This window comes from Sphingomonas mali NBRC 15500 (assembly GCF_001598415.1).
In the GTDB taxonomy this organism is placed as follows: domain Bacteria; phylum Pseudomonadota; class Alphaproteobacteria; order Sphingomonadales; family Sphingomonadaceae; genus Sphingomonas; species Sphingomonas mali.
This window is the reverse complement of sequence record NZ_BCYX01000020.1, coordinates 14,610-35,887: the sequence shown is the minus strand read 5'-3', so window position 1 is coordinate 35,887 and position 21,278 is coordinate 14,610. Positions and strand designations below refer to the sequence as shown.

The following is a 21,278-nucleotide window of genomic DNA, read 5'->3' as shown; positions in this document are numbered from 1 at the left end:
GGCGATCAAGCGTGGAGAACGCTGCGGATCGCCGTCGCCACGACAGCCAGCGCCACCACGCTAGCCGCCCAGATCGCCGCCATCCAGCCGAGACGTTTCCATAATGGACCGGCTTCGTCCGCCATCAATGATAGCCCGCCGATTCGCCAACCTTGCCGCGGAACACCCAATAGGACCAAGCGGTGTAGCTCAGGATCAGCGGCACCATGATCGCGGTGCCGATCAGCATGAAGGTCTGGCTGTTCGCGGGGGACGCAGCGTCGACCACCTTGACAGCGCCGGGCACGATGTACGGAAACATGCTGATCCCGAGCCCAGCGAAGCACAGCAGATAAAGACCGAGCGTCAGCAGGAAGGGCAACAATTCCTTCTTCCTGAGCAGCGCCCACCAGAACGCGGCCGACAGGATACCGACGAGCAGCGGTACCTGAGCCGCGAATAGCACGTTGGGAAAAGTCAGCCAGCGATGCTGATAATCGCCGCCGGCGATGAACAATGTCGCGACGCTGACCGCCACCACCGCCAATGCCGCGGCCACGCCCGCGATTCGCGCCAGGCGATAGGCATGCGCCTGCGTCCCGCCCTCGGTCTTGAAGATCAGCCAGCAACTGCCCAGCAACGCATAGGCCGCGACCGTCCCGACGCCCGTCAGCAGCGAGAAGGGCGACAGCCAGTCGAGCCAGCCGCCGCCATAAGCGCGGCCCGTGACGTGCACGCCCTGAAGCAGCGCGCCGAGCACGATCCCTTGCGCCAGCGCCGCGGTCACCGATCCTGCGGTAAATGCCAAATCCCAGAACGCACGGTGCCGCGGATCGCGCCAGCGGAACTCGAACGCGACGCCGCGAAACACCAGGCCGAGCAGCATCGCGATGATTGGCGGGTACATTGCCGGCATCAGGATCGCGAACGCGAGCGGGAACGCCGCCATCAGCCCGCCGCCGCCCAGCACCAGCCAGGTCTCGTTGCCATCCCATACCGGCGCGATCGCGTTCATCGCCTGATCGCGCTCCTCGCCGACGCCGAACGCAGGGAACAGGATGCCGATGCCCAAGTCGAAGCCGTCCATCACCACGTACATGAATACCGCGAAGGCAATGACGAACGCCCAGATGTAAGCGAGCGTGGGATCGACGGTCATGATTCGCCTCCCGTCTGCGCCGCGGGGGTGATTCCGGCGGTCCGGATCGGCGCGTCGGACAATTCGGGCTCGTGCGCTTGGGGCCCCTTCTGCATCAGCTTCAGGATGTACCAGACGCCGATCCCGAACACCGCGAAATAGACGATGACGAACGCCGCCAGCGACGTGGCGACGGCGGGCGTGGCCAGCGGCGAGGCCGATTGGCTGGTCCTGAGCAGGCCATAGATCGTCCAGGGCTGGCGCCCGACCTCGGTCGTGATCCACCCCGCGATCACCGCGACGAAACCCGAGGGTCCCATCACCAGCGCCGCGCGGTGCAGCCATGTCCAGTCGTACAGCTTGCGCCGGAGGCGCGCGACCAAACTCCACAATCCCAGCCCGAGCATGGCGAGACCCAGTCCGACCATCACCCGGAACGACCAGAACACGACCGCCACCGGCGCCCATTGATCGCGCGGGAAGTCCTTCAGGCCTTGAAGCGGCGCATGGGGATCGTGCTTCAGGATCAGCGACCCCGCATAAGGAATCTCGACCTTGTAATGGACCTTGCCGTCGACATTGGACGGCAAGCCGAACAGCACCAGCGGCGCCCCGTTCGGGCTCGGATCGAAATCGCCTTCCATCGCCAACACCTTGGCCGGCTGGTGTTCGAGCGTGTTGAGGCCCTGCTGGTCCCCCGCCAGGATCTGCACCGGCGCGACGAGCGCGGCCATCCACATGGCCATACTAAACATCTTGCGAGCCGCTTGATGCGACGCTTGCGTGCCATCAGACGTCGCATCGACCTGCACTCGCTTGGCTCGCAGCAAATGCCAGGCCCCGCACGCGCCCACCACCAGCGAGGTCGTCAGATACGCCGCGATCACCGTATGCACCAAGCGATACGGAAAGCTGGGATTGAAGATCACCGCTGCCCAGGATCCGGCGACGACGAACTGCCCCTGGGCGTTCATCGCGAACCCGGTCGGCGTCTGCATCCAGCTGTTGACGCTCAGGATCCAGAAGGCGGAGATGAAGGTGCCGAGCGCGACCATGCAGGTCGCCGCGAAATGGAGCTTCCTCCCCACGCGCTTCATCCCGAACAGCATCACGCCCAGGAACCCGGCTTCGAGGAAGAAGGCAGTCAGCACCTCATAGGCCATCAACGGCCCGATCACCGGCCCGGCCTTATCCGAGAAGACCGACCAGTTGGTGCCGAACTGATAGGACATGACGATCCCCGACACGACGCCCATGGCGAACGCGACGGCGAAGATCTTCACCCAGAAGCGAAACAGGTCGAGATAGACCGGCTTTCCCGTGCGCAGCCACAGTCCTTCGAGCACCATCAGGTAGCTCGCCAGGCCGATCGAAAAGCTGGGAAAAATGAAGTGAAAGCTGACGGTGAACCCGAACTGGAGCCGGGCTAGCAGCAAGGCAGTCTCAGCGGCAGTCATCGCCACCTCCTTGCCCGCCGCCGATGCGCCCGGATCGTTCGTAATGCAAGTGCGCGATATGCAGGTGTGACTACGCGGGACGGCCGAAGGGTAGCAGCGGCGTTAGCCCGGCGGGTCGAGGCTGGGGCTATCGGATAACCTCGTCGCTCGCCCGTTCGCGATAATGGTCGAGCGTATTCGCCAGTCCGTCCCGAGACATCGTCCCCTGCAGCCCCCGCGCCGCACCCGCGGCGGCAGGGATCGCACGCTCGATCATCGCTGCCTCATGACGCGCGATCGCCGCCCAGCCCTCCCCCGAGGCCAATGCCTCGGCCAGGTCGACCGCATCGGCCAGGGCCAGGTTGACGCCCTCGCCACTGAATGGCGACATCAGGTGGGCGGCGTCACCGAGCAGGGTCAGGCCAGGCCGGCTGTCCCAGTGATGCCCGACCGGCAGCGCGTATAGCGGCCGTGCGGCGAGCAGGTCGCCGCGCTCGATCACCTCCAGCAGCGTGTCGGCCCAACCCGCAAAGGCCGCAAGCGTATCGGCCCGGATTCGGTCGGCCGGCGCCTCTTGCAGCGTGCGCGCGGTCGTTTCATCGATGCGCAGCCCGGCATAGCCGCGAATATGCCCCATGCCGTTACGCTGGCCGATCAGGATGCGATCGTCGCCCACCGCGAACATCTTGCCGTTCCCGACCAGCGCGTCGAGTTGCGGGTGCTGCGCGGTTTCGAAACCCAATTCGATCAGGGTGACGCCCTCGTAGATCGGCACCACATCCGACAGTAACGGCCGCACGCGCGACCATGCCCCATCCGCGCCGACCACAAGGTCGAAACGCTCGGCCCGCCCGTTGAAGACAACCTCATATCCGCCGTCCGCCGACGGCCGCACCATCTCCACCTTCGCGCCCCAGCGCACCGTCTGAGGCGCGAGCGCGGTGAGCAAAATAGCCCGGAGCGCGCTGCGATCAATCTCGGGTCGATCGTCGCCTTGCCCGTCGCGGTCGAACAGCAAGCGCCCCGCAGAATCGTATAGCCGGTCGCCCTGATCCTCGGGCCGAGCCTCGGCAAGGAACTCGCGCTCGAATCCGGCTAGCCGCATCGCACGCTGCCCAGTCTCCGCGTGCAGGTCGAGTGACCCGCCCTGCGGCCGGTCGTCGGCATGGTGATCGCGCTCGAACACGATCGGCGCGAAGCCGCGCACCTGAAGCAGGCGCGCGAGCATCAGTCCGCCCGGTCCGCCACCGATAATCGCGATCCGCGATATTGTTGTCATAATTGGCTCCTTCATTTACATAGGAGCCTATATTATAAACATAGGATGCTATGCAATGCTCGATTCCGGGTGGGAACCAATGAAGACGCCAGGCCACTATTTTAGCCGGATCGCGCGCGGCCTTTCCCGGATCGGCGACGCTCGGTTGAAGGAATTGGGGTTCGCCACCGCGCAACTGCCGGTACTCACAGCGCTCAGGGACGGAGGGGCATTGTCGCAGACCGAGCTGGCGCGTTTGGCGAAAGTCGAGCAGCCGACCATGGCCCAATTGCTCACGCGCATGGAACGCGACGGCGTCATCCGCCGCCGCCCCGACCCGCGCGACCGCCGGTCAAGTCTGGTCTCGCTCACCGACGAAGCGCGCGCGCGACTCCCGGCAGGGCGCGCCATACTCGAACAGGGCAATCGCGAGGCGACTGCGGGGCTGTCACCCGGTGAGCATGATATTCTGATCGACCTGCTGCAGCGCGTACTGGCCAATATCGAACGAATGGAGGGCTAGAGCGAGGACCGGCGTTCAATCAGCCCGGAAACCAAATATCGATGCGCCCGGGACTGGTACCGCGCGCTACCGGCCATCCGCACATCAGGATTGCGGCTGGAAGTCCACCAGTTCGATGTCGAACACCAAAGTCGACTTGCCCGGGATGACGACCTTGCCCTGCCCGTCGCGCTGATCCTCCGCGCCATAAGCCAGCCGCGACGGGATCCACACCCGCAGCGTCTCGCCCTTGGCCATCAGCTTCAGCGCTTCGCTGAAGCCCGGCACCACCGCCGAAACCGGCATCGGCGTCGGCTGGGCCGATTTGTCGAAGCTCGTGCCATCGACCAGCTTGCCCTCGTAATTGACCAGCGCGATATCCGTATCGGTCGGATGCGCGCCGGTCGCAGGCTTGATCACGCGATATTGCACGCCCGACGCCGTCTGGATCACACCGCGCAGCTTGCGGTTCCTGGCGAGGAAAGCGTCTTCGGGCGAGAGCGGGACCGCCGGCGCCTTGGCTGCGGCAGCCCGCTTGGCAACAGTCGACCGCTTGGCGACCGGTACCTTCTTCGCGAGCGCCGGCACGACGCCGATAGCGACCGACGCCGCGCCGATCAGGCAAGCCTCCGCGATCTTCAGGCGCATGACGTTGTCGCCTACTTGCCGGTCGGCGCGGCAGGTGCCGGGGCGCTGCTCGTCGGGGCAGGCTCGCCGCCCGGAACCGTGCCACCAGCGCCCGGAGGACCACCGGCTCCCGGAGGTCCACCCGCGCCGCCAGCGCCGCCCATGCTCTGCATCATCTGCTTCTGATATTGCTCGATCACCGCCTGCGGCAGGAAGTCGATCAGCTCGATATCGAACACCAGGGTCGCGTTGGCCGGAATCGGGCCCGCGCCCTTGTCGCCATAGCCGAGCTTGGCGGGGATCCAGACGCGGAACTTCGCGCCCTTGCTCATCAGCTTGAGCGCTTCGCTGAAGCCCGGGACCACGCCCTTGATCGGCATCGGAGTCGGCTGCTGCGACTTGTCGAAGGTCGTGCCGTCGAGCAACTTTCCTTCGTAATTGATCAGCGCGACATCCGTGTCCGTCGGGTTCTTGCCCTTGCCCGGGGTCAGCACCTTGTACTGCAGCCCCGACGCGGTGGTCTTCACGCCCGGCGCCCAGGAATTGAACGTCATCGACAGCGAGTCGCGCGCGCTGCCGCCCCACCACATGAACATGCTGAACAGCAGGGCGCCGGCGCCCAGCACGGCGAGCACGATGCCCAGCCACAGGACGCGTTTCGCACGCGGATCGAGCGGCGCCTTTGCGGGCGCCTTGGAAGCAATCGTGTCAGCCATGTTTTGTCGGTTCACTGTCCTGGAGGAGGGACGAGGCTCTCGCCGCCGCCCGGGGGCGGACCACCGGCACCGCCAGGCGCACCGCCGGGCCCACCGGGACCGCCCATGCCGCCGGCACCGCCGCCGTTCATCATCTGCATCTGCCGCTGATATTGTTCGACCACCGCTTGCGGCAGGAAATCCTTGAGTTCGATGTCGAACATCAGCGGCGAATTCGCCGGCAGGACGACATTGCCCTGCTGATCCTTCTGGTCCTGCGCGCCATAAGCGAGGCTCGCGGGAATCCACACCCGGATCTTTTCATTCTTGTGCATCAGCTTCAGCGCTTCGCTGAAACCCGGGACGACGCCTTTGACCGGCATCGGCATCGGCTGTTGCGACTTGTCGAAGACCTTACCGTTGCGCAGCCGGCCTTCATACTGGACCAGCGCTACGTCGGTGTCCGTCGGAGAGGCTCCGGTGCCCGCCTTGAGCACTTCGTATTTGAGGCCGGACGATGTCGTCTTGACGCCCCAACCGCGCTGCGACCTGGTGAACAGGTCATCGCCCTGTCGCGCGAGCAGGAACGCGGCGATCACCGCGACGGCGATGCCGATCCACAACAGCCAGATATAGCTGCGCTTGACGGGCTGAAGGGGAACGGCGGTCACGGACATGGGAGCAAGCCTCGACGGGAAGGCCGCGTACGACCGCGGCCGGGACACGCTGTTCTCGGTAGGTCGGAGGGCCGCGGCTCGCAAGCCCTCACGAAAGCGACGTGAAGGCCTTACTTGGCCCCGTCGCGTTCCATCCGCTTGCGCTCGAGCTTACGCGCGCGGCGGACGGCAGCGGCACGCTCGCGCGCACGCTTCTCGCTGGGCTTCTCGTAATGGCGGCGCAGCTTCATCTCGCGATACACGCCTTCGCGCTGGAGCTTCTTCTTGAGAGCCCGAAGCGCCTGATCGACATTGTTATCGCGCACGATGATTTGCATAAAATCCGTCAACTCCAGATCAAATGGATATGGCCGCCCCAGACAAAGTCCGGGCGTGAAGTGGGCGGCTCCTAACAGCGGGTCGGGCAAAAGGCAAGCGAGTCGGCTGTTGCGCGTTCGCCACAGCCGCAAGTTGGACGGTCAATGCGCCGATTCAGTTCCGGCGGTGCTTCCCGCCGTAGCGCCGGCCGATATAATCGCCGATCTTGCCCATCTCGTTCGCCGCTGCCAGCGCACTCGCGTCGCAGCATGGCAGCGGATTTTGCGCGTGATCGGCAGCACTTGCCTGCACCTTGTCGCACAAATTCTCGATATCCGCGCGCGTCAGCAGGTTCTTTTCACGCAATACGCACAGCAGACTCTGCAGAATCAGCATGGTCTTGTCGCTGCTGTCGCCAGCAACAAACTCGACGTCTTTCATCGTCACTCTCTCCTTATCTTTGGAGGGAGGTTATGCTTATTGCGTCAAAAGGCAAGCGAGCGATCTAATCGATCACTGGAGGCCGCCGCCGAGTGCCCGATATAACTCGATCAGGTTGCTCGATCGGGTCGTGCGGGTAGTGACCAATTGCTGTTCCGCCGCGTAAGCGGTGCGCTGCGCGTCGAGCGCGACCAGGAAGCTGTCGACGCCCGCGCGATAGCGCGCATCGGACAATTTGGCCGCCACTTGCGCGGCATTGGCCCGCGCGGTCTGGGCGGAAACCTGCTCGTCGATCGTGCCGCGCTGCGCCAGCGCGTCGGCGACTTCGCGAAAGGCAGTCTGGATGGTCTTTTCGTACGTTGCCACCGCCGCCTGTTGCGACGCCTTGGCGTAATCGAGATTGCCCTTGTTGCGGCCGGCGTCGAACAGCGGCAGCGCGACCGACGGGGCGACATTGTAAGTGCCGGTTCCCGCCCCGAATAGGCCGGTCAGCCCGCTGCTGATCGTCCCGAGGGCCGCGGTCAGCGAAATGCGCGGGAAGAAGGCAGCCCGCGCCGCGCCGATATTGGCATTCTGGGCGATCAGTTGATGCTCGGCCTGGAGCACGTCGGGGCGGCGCAGCAGCACCTCCGACGACAAGTTCGCGGGCAAGGCGTCGCGAGTCACGCGACCATCGCCGAGCGCAGCCGGCAACAGATCGGCCGAGACGGTCGTCCCGGCGAGCAGGTTGAGCGCGTTCTGGTCCTGCGCGATCCTGGTCTGGAGCGTGGCGATGTCGTTGCGCGCCGCCTGGTAATTGGTCTCCGCCTGCCGCGATTCGAGTTCGGAGGCGACACCGATACGGAATTGCGCGCGCGTGAGTTCGAGCGTCTGTTCGAAGGTCTTGAGCGTGCTCTGCGACAGCCGCAATTGATCCTGGTCGGAGGCGAGCGTCAGCCAGGCCGTGGCGATCTCCGCGATCAGGCTGATGCGCGTCGTGCGCTGCGCTTCCTCGGTCGCGAAATATTGTTCGAGCGCGGCCTTGGACAGGTTGCGCAACCGCCCGAACAGGTCGAGCTCGAACGCCGAGAAGCCGACATTGGCCTGGAAATACTGGATGTCCGTCGACGAACCGCCGCCGGTGGCACCGCCGGTGTTCGCGGCCGCGCCGGCGCTGTTGGTATAGGTGGCCGATCCGTTGGCGTTGATGCTCGGCAAGATGTCGGCGCGCTGGACGCGATATTGGGCACGCGCCTGGAGCACGTTCGCCGCCGCCACCCGCAAGTCGCGATTATTGTCGAGGCCGAGCTGGATCACCTGGCGCAGGCGATCGTCGGTAAAGAAGTCGCGCCAGCCGATCGCGGTCACATCGGGCGCGTCGGTGGCGGCACGCGGATAGACGCCCCCTTCCGGCAACGCAGCCGGCACCGCACCCGAAGGCCGGACATATTTGGGGGCGAGGTTGCAAGCCGACAGCATGCTGCCGGCAAGCAAGAGGGCAAGGATAGGACGAACGGTCACGGATCAGGCTCCCTGCGGCGCGGCCGCATCGGTACGATCGGTCGACGTGTCGCGCTCGCCGTGCCGGCCGAACAGGCGCAGCACCACGACGAAGAACATCGGCACGAAGAAGATGGCGAGGATGGTGGCCGACAACATGCCGCCCACGACTGCGCGGCCGATGGCGTGCTGGCCGCCCGCCCCCGCGCCGGCCGCGATCGCCAGCGGGAACACGCCGAAGATGAAGGCGAAACTGGTCATCAGGATCGGTCGCAGGCGCAGCTTGGCCGCCTCGATCGCTGCCTCGAACGCGTTCAACCCATCGCGCATCTTCTCCTCGGCGAATTCGACGATCAGGATCGCGTTCTTCGCCGACACGCCGATCGTCGTGATCAGCCCGACTTGAAGATAGATGTCGTTGTTGAGTCCGGTCATCGTCGCCGCCAGCAAGGCGCCGAGTACGCCGAGCGGCACGACCAGCAGGACCGATATCGGTACCGACCAGCTTTCGTAGAGCGCGGCGAGGCACAGGAACACGATCAGCAGCGACAGCGCGTAGAGCGCGGGCGCCTGGCCGCCGGACAGCCGTTCCTCATAGGACAGGCCGGTCCATTCGAGCGCGGTGCCGGGGGGTAGCTTGGCGTGGATATCCTCCATCGCCTTCATCGCGGCCCCGGACGCCACGCCTGGCGCGGGCGCACCCTGGATTTCGATCGCCGGCTGACCGTTATAGCGGGTCAGCTGCACCGGCGCCTGCGCCCAGCTCAGCGTCGAAAAGGCGGTATAAGGCGCCATCTGGCCATTGCTCGAGCGCACGTAGAAACTGCCGATATCATCGGGTTTGAGCCGGTACGGTTCGTCGGCCTGGACGTAGACGCGCTTGACGCGGCCACGGTCGATGAAGTCGTTGACATACGAGCCGCCCCACGCCGCGGAGATGGTGGAATTCACATCGCCGAGATCGAGCCCGAGCGCGCGCGCCTTGTCCTGATCGATATCGACCTTGAGTTGCGGTGCGTCCTCCAGCGAGTTTGGCCGCACGCCGACCAGGCGCTTGTCCTGAGACGCCATGCCCAGCATCATGTTGCGGGCCTGGATCAGCCGATCGTGTCCGATCGCGCCGGTATCGACCAACTGCAGATCGAAGCCGGTTGCGTTACCGAGTTCGGAGACCGCGGGCGGTACGACCGCGAAGATCATCCCGTCCTTATACTGCGAAAAGGTGCCCATCGCCCGGCCGGAGATAGCCGCCGCGCTGTTCTGCCCGCCCTTGCGTTCCGACCAGGGCTTGAGCGGAATCCAGGCGATGCCGCTATTCTGCCCGGCGCCCGCAAAGCTGAATCCATTGACGGTGAAGACGCCTTCGACGTTCGCCTTCTCGTTCTGCAGGAAATGGTCTCGGACCAGATCGAGCCCCTTGGCGGTGCGGCTGGTGGTCGCACCCGACGGCCCCTGGACGATCGCAATCACATAGCCCTGGTCTTCATCGGGCAGGAAGCCGGTCGGCAAGCGCCAGAACAGCAATCCCATCCCGACCAGCACGAAGGCGTAGATCAGCATCGAGCGCTTCCAGCTGCGCGCGGTCGACCGCACGCCTTTTTCATACCGGACCTGGCCGCGTTCGAACTTGTCGTTGAACCAGCGGAAGAAGCGCGCCAGCGGGCCATTGCCCTTGTTCTTGTTCGGGTCGTGCGGTTTCAGGATGGTGGCGCATAAAGCGGGCGTCAGAATCAAGGCGACCATCACCGACAGTGCCATCGCCGACACGATAGTCAGCGAGAACTGGCGATAGATCACGCCGGTCGACCCGCCGAAGAACGCCATCGGCAGGAACACCGCCGACAGGACCAAGCCGATCCCGACCAGCGCGCTGCTGATCTCATCCATCGATTTGCGCGCGGCGTCCTTGGGACTTAGCCCCTCGGTCGTGATCAGGCGCTCGACATTCTCGACCACGACGATCGCGTCGTCGACCAGCAGGCCGATCGCCAGCACCATGCCGAACAGGGTCAGCGTATTGATGCTGAACCCGGCCAGCGCCAACACCCCGAACGTCCCCAGCAGCACGACCGGCACGGCGATCGTCGGGATCAGCGTGGCACGGAAGTTCTGGAGGAACAGGAACATCACCAGGAAGACGAGGACCACCGCCTCGATCAGCGTCTCGACGACATGCTCCACCGACAGCCGAACGAACGGCGTGGTGTCGTAGGGATAGATGACCTTCACGTCGGACGGGAATTGCTTGGCGACCTCGTCGACCTTCGCCTTAACCGCCTCGACCGTGCTGAGCGCATTGGCGCCCGGCGCCAGCTTGATGCCGATCCCGGTCGCCGGCTTGCCGTTATATTCCGCGTCGAACCCGTAATTCTCCGCGCCCAGCTCGACCCGCGCGACGTCGCCCAGCCGCACCACCGAGCCGTCGGCGCCGCTCTTCAGCCGGATCTGCGCGAATTGCTGGGGCGTGTTCAGGCGCGACTGAACCGACACGGTCGCGTTGAGCATCTGCTCCTTGGGCGCCGGCAGCCCGCCGACCTGACCGGCCGAGATCTGCGCATTCTGCGCGCGGACCGCGGTCATCACATCGGTCATCGTCAGTGCGTAATTGTTGAGCTTGAGCGGATCGACCCAGATACGCATCGCATATTGCGACCCGAACAACTGCGTATCGCCGACGCCGTTAACCCGGCTGAGCGGATCCTGTACTTTCGAGGCGACGATATCGGCAAGGTCCTTGCCGTCATGCGCGCCATTTTCCGAATAGAGGCCGATGAACATCAGGAAGTTCTGGGTCGCCTTGGCGACCTGAAGGCCTTGCTGCTGGACTTCCTGCGGAAGGAGCGGCGTCGCCGCCTGCAGCTTGTTCTGGACCTGGACCTGCGCGATGTCGGGATTGGTACCCTGTTCGAAGGTCAGCGTGATGGTGACGGTGCCGGCCGACGAGGAGGAGGACGAGAAGTAGCGAAGGTGGTCCAGCCCCTTCATCTGCTGCTCGATGATCTGGGTGGTCGTATTCTCCAGCGTCTGCGCGTCCGCGCCCGGATAGGTCGCGGTGATCGAGATGGAAGGCGGCGCGATGCTGGGAAATTGCGCGATCGGCAATGAGCGAATCGCGATGACGCCGGCCAGCATCAGGACGATCGCGATCACCCAGGCGAAGATCGGCCGGTCGATGAAGAAACGTGACATGGACGACTACTTCGCCTGAGCCTGGCCCGGCTGCTGGGGCGCAGCGGGCTTGGCGTTGGGATTCCAGGGCTGCGGCGTGACCGGCATGCCGGGGCGCAGCATCATCGCACCTTCGACGATCACCTTGTCGCCGGGCTTGAGCCCGCCGGTGACCAGCCAGGCATCGCCGATGACACGCTCGGTCTGGATCACGCGCGGCTCGACCTTATTGCCCTGACCGACGACCAGCACGGTTGCATTGCCACGCTCGTCGCGGCTGACCCCGCGTTGCGGCACCAGCATGCCCTGGCGCTGCGTTCCCTGCGCCAGCTGCGCGCGGGCATACATGCCCGGCTGCAATAGCCCGTTGGGATTGGCGAATTGCGCGCGGATCGTCTGCGATCCGGTATTGGGATCGACCGTCACGTCGGCAAAGCGCAGCGTACCTTCGGGGCCATAGGTCGACCCGTCCTCCAGCTTCAATTTGACGCGCGCCTGCCCTTCGCTCGCGACCTGGCCCGACAGGATCTGCTGCCTGAGCTTGAGCAGGTCGGCGCTCGATTGCTGGATGTCGACATAGATGGGATCGAGCCGCTGGATCGTGGCCAGCGCGTTCGCCTGCGACGCGGTGACCAGCGCGCCGGTGGTATAGACCGACCGGCCGATCCGCCCGCTGATCGGCGCGCGAACGGTGGTGCGGCCGAGATCGATCGTGGCGCTATGTAGCGCCGCCTGTTGCGCGGCGACGTCGGCGCGCGCCTGTTCGGCGCTGGTCACCGCATTTTCGTAGTCCTGGCGCGAAATCGCGTTGATCTTGACGAGTTCGCCATAACGGCGCGCGAGCGCCGCGCTCGACGCGATCGCCGCCTGCGCCCGGGCCAGCGCCGCCCGCGCATTCGCCACTTGCGCCTGATATGGCGCGGGATCGATCCGGTAGAGCGCCTGGCCCTTGGCGACCACGTCGCCTTCCTGGAACAACCGGGCGAGAATGATTCCGTTGACCTGCGGCCGCACGTCCGAGGTTTCGTAGGCCGTGGTGCGGCCGGGGAGCTCGGTGGTCAGCGTCACCGGCTCCTCCTTCACGATCACATATCCGACCGGCGGCGCGCCCTGGCCGGGCGGCTGCTGCTGCCCCTGCCCGCAGGCGGCAAGCGACACGAGAGCAATCGCGGGGAGCGCGTTACGGATAAGTGACATACGAATTCCGTTGGGTTATGATATGTGAGTGAACGTTCACTCACAAAAATGCTGCTACTGCGAACAACTGATGCAAGTCAAGCTGAGGATTGAAGAATGTCGACGATGTTAGACTGCTGGGGGCTGTTGCCCACCGTCCCCGCCGGACGGGCGGCGGAGCGCCGGCAGCTCATTCTCGACACGTCGCGCCGGCTGTTCATCCAGAATGGATTCCACGGAACGGGCGTGGCCCAGATCGCCGTCGCCTCCGGCATCAAGGTCGGCCAGATCTATCGCGATTTCTCCTCCAAGGAGGATATCATCGCGGCCATCGCCTTTCGCGACCTTTCGCAATTCCTCGACGAAGCCACGCTGCAACGCGCGATCGATGCCGGCGACATGGCGGCAATCCGCCAGTGGATCCTGGCTTTCGTAACCTATGACGAGGATGTCGAAGGCTATCGGCTGATGCCCGAGATCATGGCCGAATCCTCACGCAATCCCCGCGTCGCGCGCCTGCAGGAAGACATCAGCGCGAGCGTGAAGAGCGCGCTGGAGGCGGCGCTGGCGGCATGGGCGCCGGGTGCGGACCGAGAGGCCGCCCGCGCGGGACTGGCCGATCTTATCGTGACGCTCGGCGGCGGCCTGTGCCAATCGATCGTGATGGAGGCGCTGCGCGGGCGCGACTATCTTCCGCTGTGCGAACGGCTGCAATCGATTGTCAGCCGCGAACTCGATCTGATCCGCGACTCGGAAAGCTGACCACGCCTGTCGATCTAGCAACATCCCGTAGTATGAGAATTCCTGCGCACGCTTCGGCAGCCGACAAAAAATTTCGACGCTGATGTCGATTTTCGACTCCTTCGCTCGTCGTTCGAATGCCGCTCCCCAGGAGACGGCTTCAACGAGGAGGCAGGACGATGCGTGTGATGAGGTTCCCGAAAACCGCCGGCGACAAGGAAAGCGGCTCCTTCAATGCGGCATGGAAAAGGACGGCGAGATCGCTGGGCAAGCTCGCGCTCAGGCTGATGGTCACCGCGCCGGCCTTGTTCGCGGTATCCGCCGGCAGCGCAGCGGATCAGGCCGCACCCTATCCCCGCATGGCCCCGGTCGGCGCCTATCTCATGGACCGCGACCAGGAAATCGCGCTGGCGAGAAGCGCCGCGCCCGAGTCCATTTCCAGGGATGCCACCATCCTGGTCCTGACCCGCACCGGCTATGAAACCGCCATCGCGGGTAGCAACGGTTTTGTCTGTATGGTGTCCCGCAGTTTCAGTGGCGCGCCGGATTGGCCCGAACGTTGGAACCCGAAGATCCGCGCCGCCGAATGCCAGAATCCGCAGGCGGCCAGATCGATAGCGCCACTCGCCAAACTCCGCACCGCCATGACGCTCGCCGGACGGACGGATGCGGAGATCATGGAACGCATCAAGACCGCACTGCGCACCAAGGAGATCCCGCCGCTGGCGCCGGGCGCGATGTCGTACATGATGTCGAAATCCTCTTATCTCTCCGATGATGGCGACCATGACATGGCGCACGTCATGTTCTTCATCCCGTTCAAGGATGGCGCCAATTGGGGCGCCAACGCGCCGGGATCGCCGGTTTTCGGAGGGAGTTACTGGTTCGCGACCCCCGATCATGCAGCCGAAACCGCTACTCTCCCGCCTTTGTCGGTGCTCCTGCTGGGAGTCTGCAGCTGGTCCGACGGCACGCCCGCGCCGACGCATCAGATGTAGGAGCGCCTCGACGAACGCCGCTGCCACGCCAGGCAGCCAGCGGCGTCGGTTCGTCATGGCGGACGGTTTGAGCATCTCATGGCCGCTCGGTTTCTGAGAGGTGTTTCGTCGCCCAATTGGTTTCGCTCAGGCACGCAAGCGGCAGCCCGGCACTCCAAAAGGCTGGAGCGACGGGTGATCGAGAAGATCCACGTTCGGCCTTAGATGTCGACGGGCAATGCCGTCATGTTCGTGCTGGAGGAATCCCCGTCTGCCAATCCTTTCCGATCATCTCCTGCAGAAGATCGACCAGATCATCGCGGTCTTTCTCGCTCCAATCCTGGAAATGGCCCTCCATCCATTGCCGTCGGATTGCTTTGACTTTGGCCATTATGGCGGACCCTTGGTCGCTGAGATGGAGGCGGCGTGCCCGGCTATCGACCGGGTCGGGCGTTCGAACAATCAATCCCAGTTTTTCCAGCTTCACGACTTGCCGACTGACGGTCGAATGATCCCGGCCAACCAAATTGCTCATTTCGGCAACGTTGATACCGGGGCTCATCGCAACCCGCGCCAGCAGCGGGAACAGCGCGCGGTCAAGCTTCACGCCGGCTGCGGACAGCAGCCGTGAATCGATATCGAGACGATTAACCAGATCGGCGACAGCTATCAAAGAGCGATAAAGGCGATCGGACCAGTGCATATATATGCACTATGCATATTTCTCTTGTGAGGCAAGACGGAGTCCGGTAGCAGCGTGATATATGCAAAATGCATATATATGGAGCTTCACATGACGCAGGTTCTCATCGTCGGTGCGGGCGCTACAGGCCTGACGCTAGCCATCGAATTGCTTCGCCGCGGCATCGCGGTCCGAATCGTCGATATTGCCGAAGAGCATTTTTCGGGGTCTCGGGGAAAAGGAATCCAGCCGCGTTCGATAGAGCTTCTCGATCTTGCCGATCTGGCTGACGAAGTCATGGCGAACGCCACGCCGTATCCTTTCATAAAGCTTCATTTTGGCCCGATAGCGATCAAGGCGTGGTCGCTGGGTACGCGTGATCCTGCCACCGAAGACCGGCCCTATCCGAACCTGATGATGCTCGCTCAGTGGCGTACGGAGGAAATCCTTCGTTCAAAGGTTCAAACGCTTGGAGGAAGGGTTGAACTGGGTGCCGGGATAGTAGCGCTTGCGCAGACCGCCAACGATGTGAAGGCGACTCTGACGACCGGTGAAACGATACGCGCCGATTATGTGGTCGGCTGCGATGGCGGACGTAGCGCGACCCGAAAACTGCTCGGCCTGAAACTGGTCGGCTCGAATGTCGATGCAAAGACGAGCATCGTCGCGGATTTGGAGATTGACGATCTCGATCCTGAATTCTGGCACGCATATCCTCTGTGGCGCGGGGGCCTCCACACGCTGGCGCCGCTTCCGGGAGGCGAACTCTTTCAATTGCAGGCCCCCGAATCGATCGCACGAGATGGGCTTCAGGCCGGCGTATCGCGCATGTCAGGCAGGAATGTGCGCAACGTGGTCTGGCAATCCCGCTACAGCCACCAGACGCGCATCGCGGAGCGTTATCGGGTGGGGCGCGTCTTCATCGCCGGCGACGCCGCGCACCTTCATCCGCCATCAGGGGCGCAAGGCCTCAATACCGGGATGCAGGACGCGTACAATCTTGGGTGGAAGTTGGTCTCGGCTATCCGGACCGGAGACCCGGCGATTCTCGATACCTACGAAGCCGAGCGTTTGCCGGTAGCTGCAGCCATGTTGAAGCTAACCAGAGAGCTGCATTCGACCGTTTCGAAATCGCGAGGCGATCTTACGAACCAACTGGGATTAAGCTATCATGGCGGGCAGCTCGCTCAGGGCGCGCCGTCGGGCACACTAAGGCCGGGCGATCGCATTCCCGATCAAAGACTGGCGGATGGCCGACGCCTGTACGAAGCCATGCGTCATGGTGGCGCCACGCAAATCATGCGCCCCGCTGCCGATCATATTCATGTCCGCCCCGACGCCTACATCGCAGGTTTCGGCAAAGTCGAGGAAACCCGGTATCACGGCCATTTGGTCACCCAGGTAGAGGCAATGGGCTAGCCAGTCTTATGTCTCTTTCTAGCTCATTGAAATATCTGCAGCAATTCGTCCGGGAATGAGTACGCACCTGGGATGGTATGGGTAGTAATTGGTTGACCCCAAGACGTGCCGTTGTGGCCTTTCTCGTGCGGCAAAGAGCGCCCCAAATCGGACACGTCCCGACCAGCAGCCCCCGTTGCGGCCCCCAGCCCACGCCGCTAAGCCGCGCGCATGTCGCATGGCGCCCCACTCACGCTCTACAACAGCCTGTCGCGCTCGCTCGAGCGTTTCGAGCCGATCGATCCCGCGAACGTGCGCGTCTATTCGTGCGGCCCGACGGTCTACAATTACGCGCATATCGGCAATCTGCGCGCTTATGTGTTCACCGATACGCTCAGCCGCGTGCTGACGTGGAAAGGCTACCCGCTCACTCACGTCATCAACATCACCGATGTCGGCCATCTGACCAGCGACGCCGATGCCGGCGACGACAAGATGGAAGCCGCGGCGCGCAAGAACGCGACCAGCATCTGGGATATCGCCGCGCATTACACCGCGGCGTTCAAGCAGAACCTCAAGGACCTCAACATCCGCGAGCCGTCGCGTTGGTCGGTCGCCACCGATCACATCCAGGAGATGATCGCGTTCGGCGAGAAGATCGCCCCCAAACATTGCTATCAGCTCGATAGCGGCCTCTATTTCGACGTCTCGACCGTGCCCGATTACGGCCGGCTGGCGGGCGCGCAGGACGACGTCCGCGAAGGCCGGATCGACACGGTCGAGGGCAAGCGCCACCCGCAGGACTTCGCCATCTGGCGCGCGTCGGCGCCCGGCGAGAACCGTCAGATGGAATGGGATTCGCCCTGGGGCCGCGGCGCGCCGGGCTGGCACCTCGAATGTTCGGTGATGAGCGAGAAGTATCTCGGCTCGCCGTTCGACATCCATACCGGCGGGATCGACCATCGCGAGATCCACCATCCCAACGAGATCGCGCAGAACCAGGCATTCTGCGACTGCCCGGAGCAGCCAGACTTCACCGGCGCGCGCTGGTGGATGCACAACAACTTCCTGGTCGAGCGTGCCGGCAAGATGTCCAAGTCGTCAGGCGATTTCCGCACCTTGCAAAAGCTGATCGACGCCGGCGTCCACCCGCTCGCCTATCGCCTGATGTGCCTGTCGGCGCATTACCGGTCGGAACTAGAATTCAGCGAGGAGAATCTCTCGGCCGCGCTCACCAGGCTCAAGCGCCTGGCGATCACCGTCGCCCAGCTTCGCGACCGCCCGCCCGCGCCCTCGGCCGGGTCGGCGCTGGCCTATCGCGAGCGGCTCGACGAGGCGGTGTCGGACGACCTCAACACGCCCAAGGCTTTGGTCGTGCTCGACGAATTGCTCGCCGACAAGAAAATCGCGCCGGCCGATCGCCTCGCCGCGCTCGCCGATTTCGATGCGGTGCTGGGGCTCGACCTTGCCGGGCTCAGGCGCGAGGACCTGCGCGTGCGCCCAGCGAGCGCGACCTTGACCGACGCCGATATCGCCGCGCGGCTCGCCGAGCGGCGCGAGGCGCGCGCGGCCAAGGACTTCGCGCGCTCCGACGCGATCCGCGACGAGCTCGCCGCACAAGGGGTAGAGGTGATGGACGGCGATCCGCTGGGCTGGGACTGGCGACCCACGCTCGCTTGAAAGCCCGCGTCAGGCGGCTAAGCTCGCTCTCCGGACAATCAGAATCGGGGATGGACGATGCGGGGACGCGTGCTGGGGTGGGACAATAATGTCAGCCAGGGGCAGATTTCGGGCGAGGACGGGCAACGTTACACCTTCGCGCGGCCCGACTGGCGCGAAAGCTATTGGCCCGCGCGCGGGCAAGTCGTCGATTTCGAGGCCAATACCGACCGTGCCGGCAATATCTATGTGCTGCAAGGCTCGGGTGTCGCCGGGATAGGCTCCAAGGACAAGGTCGCGGCGGCGCTACTTGCCTTTTTCCTCGGCTGTTTCGGCGCGCACAAATTCTACCTCAACAAGACCGGCGCGGCGGTGACCATGCTGTTGTGCGGGACGATCGGCTGGCTGCTCGTCCTGCCCGGCCTGATCACCGCGATCATCGCGTTCGTCGAATTCATCATCTATCTCGTGATCGACGATGCCGAGTTCCAGCGGCGCTATGTCCAGGGCAATCAATCATGGTTCTGAAGGCGTGAAAGCTCTCCTGCCTGCACTGGCGCGCCCCCTGCTCGAACCGCACCTGCCGCCGGGGCTGGAGACAGCGTGGTTCGCCTCGCCGGCCGAAGCCAATGCGATGATCGTCGATGCCGACATTGCCTGGGTCGACATGCAGCCGACCAGCCTGACCGCCGAAGCGATCCACCATGGCAAGCGGCTGAAATGGGTATCGACCATCTATGCCGGACTCGACGCCTTTCCGCTCGATTTGATGCGCGAGCGCGGCACGATGCTGACCAACGGCGTCGGCATCAATGCGCTCGCGGTCGCCGAATATGCCGTGATGGGCGTGCTGGTCGCCGCCAAGCGTTTTGACGAGGTGGTCCGCGCGCATGACCGGCACGAATGGCCGAAGGACGCTCCCGGCAAGGTCGAATTGTTCGAAACCACCGCGTTGATCGTCGGCATGGGCGCGATCGGCAAATTGATCGCGACGCGGCTGGAGGCGTTCGGCGTCGAGGTCACCGGCGTTACGCGATCGGGCCGCGACGGCACGCTCACGTCCGACCAATGGCAGGAACGGCTCGGCAATTTCGACTGGGTGATCCTCGCCGCGCCCTCGACCGACGAGACCAAGGCGATGGTCGGCGCCGCCGAACTCGCGCGGATGAAGCCCTCGGCCTGGCTGATCAATATCGCGCGCGGCGACATGATCGATGAAGTGGCCCTGCTAGCCGCGCTCCACGGGCGGAAGATCGCCGGGGCGTTCCTCGATCCAACGCACCCCGAGCCGCTGCCCGCCGATCACCCTTTATGGTCGGCGCCCAATTGCGTGGTCACGATGCATTTGTCGGGCCGCAGCCAGACCAAGATGTTCCCGCGCGCCGCGGCCTTGTTCCTGCGCAACCTCGACGCGTTCGTGAACGATCGGCCGATGGAGAATGTGGTGGATCTGGTACTGGGCTATTGAGCTGCCAATATGCCTTCTTCGGTCGCGCCACCCGATCCCGACGGGCGCCCCTATGCCCGGTCTCGGATGATTTCGACGACCCGGACATAACCGTACAGCGCGATCGCGATCACGCAGGGCCAGACCGGCAGGAGGTAGCGCGTCTCCATCGAAGACCCGCCCACGAAAAGGTTCAGCACCACAAGCTCCAACGTCCGCCCGATGACCGCCAGCCCGCAAAGAACCAGCAACAGTCGAAAATCCGTCAGCACTAGGCGGCGATGCGCGAACAGCGATCGTCGAAGTGAGCGGAGTCCAAGAACGCCGCCGATGCCCGCGATCAGTAGGATCACGAGCTTGCACCCGAGCACGACGATCGCAACGCCGGGCATGCGGTCGCGCGTGTGCAGCACGGACTTGATCGCCGCTCCGCCGTCACGGTTGGGCCAAAGGGTGAGGACACGGATCGCTGGAGCCAAAACCCATTTCTGCATTGGCCGGGCGTGCGCCAGATCGTTGCTGACCTGCGCGAATGCGGCATCGACGTTTGCGTCGTAACCGAGGGCCTTCCAACGTTTCAGCGCGATATCCGCGATTTGACGATCGACATCGCTTGCAAATGCTCGCGCGGGAAAGGCCTTTACGTCGTAGCCGGACCAGCTGGCATCGTGCCCCTCGCCAAGAACGAATGTCGCGAATTCGTCTTGCGTGTAAATCCAGCTCCGCGTCCATTGATGATAGTGTGGCATGCTAAGGCTAGGGTTGTCGGACGAGTTGACGATTATATAGCGTGGATCGCCATGCGCGTGCATTTCGGCTGCCATGACTGCGGCGACCGGCGACGCCAGCCCGAGACACGTGACCAGGGCCAGTCGACCCAGTCGCGGAAAGCGCCCGATCCATAGCAGGACGAACGCGATCACCATCAACACAGCGATCAGCGCCAGCATGTCGATGCGCAACATCCCCGACACGCCCATCAGCAAGCCGCCCAGACCCGCCAACGCTAGCGGCCATCGACGGCCCGCTCGCGTCGCCGCCGTGAAGAAGCACAGACCGATGACGAACGTTGCCATCGTCAACGTGTCGGGAAATACCCAATTGACCCAACCGGCGGTAACAGGCTGAAGGAACAACAAGGCGATCATCCCAGCGCTGACCAACGATGACGTCCGTGCGGACCGTCGGAAGACATGAAACAAAACCAACAGCATTGCCGCGTCGGCGCAGAGTTGTATCAACTGGAACAATCCAGCGGCACGCGCCGTGTTTCCTCCGGCCTCAGCCGAGATGATGCCGTAGGAATCCGGTGGCCCGAACAACGCCATAACCGGGGCGACCAGGATAGATAGCGTCTTCGCCTGAAAGGTCGGATGCGCCAACTCTCCCGTACGAAGCATCGACTGAGCTGCCTGCAGATACAGCAAGGCGTCGGCGCGAACGATCGGCTGACCGGACATGAAGAATATTATTCGGCCGAATAAGAGGATTATGACGAACA

The 21,278-nt window shown here is 64.0% G+C and carries 21 protein-coding genes; 7 read left to right on the top strand and 14 right to left on the bottom strand.

From position 1 onward, the window contains the following. Positions 1 to 5: 5 nt before the first annotated feature. The 4 genes from SMA01S_RS24230 to SMA01S_RS14830 form a co-directional block, all read right to left on the bottom strand. Positions 6 to 125 (bottom strand): DUF2474 family protein, encoded by a 120-nt coding sequence (locus SMA01S_RS24230; protein ID WP_084250328.1) that lies wholly within the window; start codon positions 123 to 125, stop codon positions 6 to 8. Next, a complete protein-coding gene (gene cydB / locus SMA01S_RS14840) occupies positions 125 to 1,138 on the bottom strand; it encodes a cytochrome d ubiquinol oxidase subunit II (RefSeq protein WP_066823844.1) in 1,014 nt (337 codons plus the stop codon). The genes SMA01S_RS24230 and cydB overlap by 1 nt, the downstream gene beginning before the upstream one ends. Further along, positions 1,135 to 2,574, bottom strand: a complete 1,440-nt coding sequence (locus tag SMA01S_RS14835) for a cytochrome ubiquinol oxidase subunit I (protein WP_066823841.1) — start codon at positions 2,572 to 2,574, stop codon at positions 1,135 to 1,137. The genes cydB and SMA01S_RS14835 overlap by 4 nt, the downstream gene beginning before the upstream one ends. Before the next feature lie 127 nt (positions 2,575 to 2,701). Next, positions 2,702 to 3,832: an FAD-dependent oxidoreductase gene (locus SMA01S_RS14830; RefSeq protein WP_066823839.1), complete on the bottom strand. Its 1,131-nt coding sequence runs from the start codon at positions 3,830 to 3,832 to the stop codon at positions 2,702 to 2,704. A 79-nt stretch (positions 3,833 to 3,911) separates the two neighbouring features. Here SMA01S_RS14830 and SMA01S_RS14825 point away from each other — a divergent pair, with 79 nt between their 5' ends. Next, the gene (locus tag SMA01S_RS14825; RefSeq protein WP_218016904.1) at positions 3,912 to 4,334 is read left to right on the top strand and encodes a MarR family winged helix-turn-helix transcriptional regulator; all 423 of its coding nucleotides are present in this window, start codon (positions 3,912 to 3,914) and stop codon (positions 4,332 to 4,334) included. Between the two features lie 84 nt (positions 4,335 to 4,418). Here SMA01S_RS14825 and SMA01S_RS14820 read toward each other — a convergent pair whose 3' ends face one another. The 8 genes from SMA01S_RS14820 to SMA01S_RS14785 all read right to left on the bottom strand — a co-directional run bounded on the left by SMA01S_RS14820 (position 4,419) and on the right by SMA01S_RS14785 (position 12,894). Further along, positions 4,419 to 4,961 carry an FKBP-type peptidyl-prolyl cis-trans isomerase gene (locus SMA01S_RS14820; protein WP_066823834.1) on the bottom strand — a complete coding sequence of 181 codons (543 nt, stop codon included), beginning with the start codon at positions 4,959 to 4,961 and terminating at the stop codon, positions 4,419 to 4,421. 11 nt (positions 4,962 to 4,972) lie between these two features. Beyond that, entirely contained in the window at positions 4,973 to 5,656 is a 684-nt protein-coding gene (locus tag SMA01S_RS14815; protein WP_066823832.1) for an FKBP-type peptidyl-prolyl cis-trans isomerase, read from the bottom strand. 11 nt (positions 5,657 to 5,667) lie between these two features. Then, the gene (locus SMA01S_RS14810; RefSeq protein ID WP_066823829.1) at positions 5,668 to 6,312 is read right to left on the bottom strand and encodes an FKBP-type peptidyl-prolyl cis-trans isomerase; all 645 of its coding nucleotides are present in this window, start codon (positions 6,310 to 6,312) and stop codon (positions 5,668 to 5,670) included. Between the two features lie 110 nt (positions 6,313 to 6,422). After that, positions 6,423 to 6,629 carry a 30S ribosomal protein S21 gene (rpsU, locus tag SMA01S_RS14805; protein ID WP_056428702.1) on the bottom strand — a complete coding sequence of 69 codons (207 nt, stop codon included), beginning with the start codon at positions 6,627 to 6,629 and terminating at the stop codon, positions 6,423 to 6,425. 154 nt (positions 6,630 to 6,783) lie between these two features. Further along, positions 6,784 to 7,050, bottom strand: a complete 267-nt coding sequence (locus tag SMA01S_RS14800) for a hypothetical protein (protein WP_066807197.1) — start codon at positions 7,048 to 7,050, stop codon at positions 6,784 to 6,786. A gap of 72 nt (positions 7,051 to 7,122) precedes the next feature. Next, on the bottom strand, positions 7,123 to 8,508 hold the full coding sequence (locus SMA01S_RS14795; RefSeq protein WP_066823826.1) for an efflux transporter outer membrane subunit: 1,386 nt from the start codon (positions 8,506 to 8,508) through the stop codon (positions 7,123 to 7,125). Positions 8,509 to 8,553: 45 nt separating this feature from the next. Then, entirely contained in the window at positions 8,554 to 11,718 is a 3,165-nt protein-coding gene (locus tag SMA01S_RS14790; RefSeq protein WP_066823823.1) for an efflux RND transporter permease subunit, read from the bottom strand. Between the two features lie 6 nt (positions 11,719 to 11,724). After that, on the bottom strand, positions 11,725 to 12,894 hold the full coding sequence (locus SMA01S_RS14785) for an efflux RND transporter periplasmic adaptor subunit (RefSeq protein WP_066823819.1): 1,170 nt from the start codon (positions 12,892 to 12,894) through the stop codon (positions 11,725 to 11,727). A gap of 96 nt (positions 12,895 to 12,990) precedes the next feature. On the opposite strand from SMA01S_RS14785, the gene SMA01S_RS14780 reads away from it, so the two are divergent. Together SMA01S_RS14780 and SMA01S_RS14775 are read left to right on the top strand one after the other, a co-directional pair. Then, entirely contained in the window at positions 12,991 to 13,635 is a 645-nt protein-coding gene (locus SMA01S_RS14780; RefSeq protein WP_066823816.1) for a TetR/AcrR family transcriptional regulator, read from the top strand. A 158-nt stretch (positions 13,636 to 13,793) separates the two neighbouring features. Further along, positions 13,794 to 14,612, top strand: coding sequence for a hypothetical protein (locus SMA01S_RS14775; RefSeq protein ID WP_066823813.1), 819 nt, complete (start codon positions 13,794 to 13,796; stop codon positions 14,610 to 14,612). 223 nt (positions 14,613 to 14,835) lie between these two features. On the opposite strand, the gene SMA01S_RS14770 is transcribed toward SMA01S_RS14775, so the two are convergent. Then, on the bottom strand, positions 14,836 to 15,294 hold the full coding sequence (locus tag SMA01S_RS14770; protein WP_066823811.1) for a MarR family winged helix-turn-helix transcriptional regulator: 459 nt from the start codon (positions 15,292 to 15,294) through the stop codon (positions 14,836 to 14,838). A 90-nt stretch (positions 15,295 to 15,384) separates the two neighbouring features. On the opposite strand from SMA01S_RS14770, the gene SMA01S_RS14765 reads away from it, so the two are divergent. The 4 genes from SMA01S_RS14765 to SMA01S_RS14750 all read left to right on the top strand — a co-directional run bounded on the left by SMA01S_RS14765 (position 15,385) and on the right by SMA01S_RS14750 (position 19,798). Continuing rightward, positions 15,385 to 16,692 carry an FAD-dependent monooxygenase gene (locus tag SMA01S_RS14765; protein WP_169804243.1) on the top strand — a complete coding sequence of 436 codons (1,308 nt, stop codon included), beginning with the start codon at positions 15,385 to 15,387 and terminating at the stop codon, positions 16,690 to 16,692. A gap of 210 nt (positions 16,693 to 16,902) precedes the next feature. After that, complete coding sequence (gene cysS / locus SMA01S_RS14760) at positions 16,903 to 18,351, top strand: cysteine--tRNA ligase (protein ID WP_066823805.1); 1,449 nt, start codon at positions 16,903 to 16,905, stop codon at positions 18,349 to 18,351. Positions 18,352 to 18,408: 57 nt separating this feature from the next. Next, positions 18,409 to 18,858: a TM2 domain-containing protein gene (locus SMA01S_RS14755; RefSeq protein WP_066823802.1), complete on the top strand. Its 450-nt coding sequence runs from the start codon at positions 18,409 to 18,411 to the stop codon at positions 18,856 to 18,858. A 4-nt stretch (positions 18,859 to 18,862) separates the two neighbouring features. Further along, positions 18,863 to 19,798, top strand: coding sequence for a D-2-hydroxyacid dehydrogenase (locus tag SMA01S_RS14750; RefSeq protein ID WP_066823799.1), 936 nt, complete (start codon positions 18,863 to 18,865; stop codon positions 19,796 to 19,798). 50 nt (positions 19,799 to 19,848) lie between these two features. On the opposite strand, the gene SMA01S_RS25010 is transcribed toward SMA01S_RS14750, so the two are convergent. Beyond that, positions 19,849 to 20,781 carry a hypothetical protein gene (locus SMA01S_RS25010; protein ID WP_218016903.1) on the bottom strand — a complete coding sequence of 311 codons (933 nt, stop codon included), beginning with the start codon at positions 20,779 to 20,781 and terminating at the stop codon, positions 19,849 to 19,851. Positions 20,782 to 21,278: the final 497 nt, after the last annotated feature.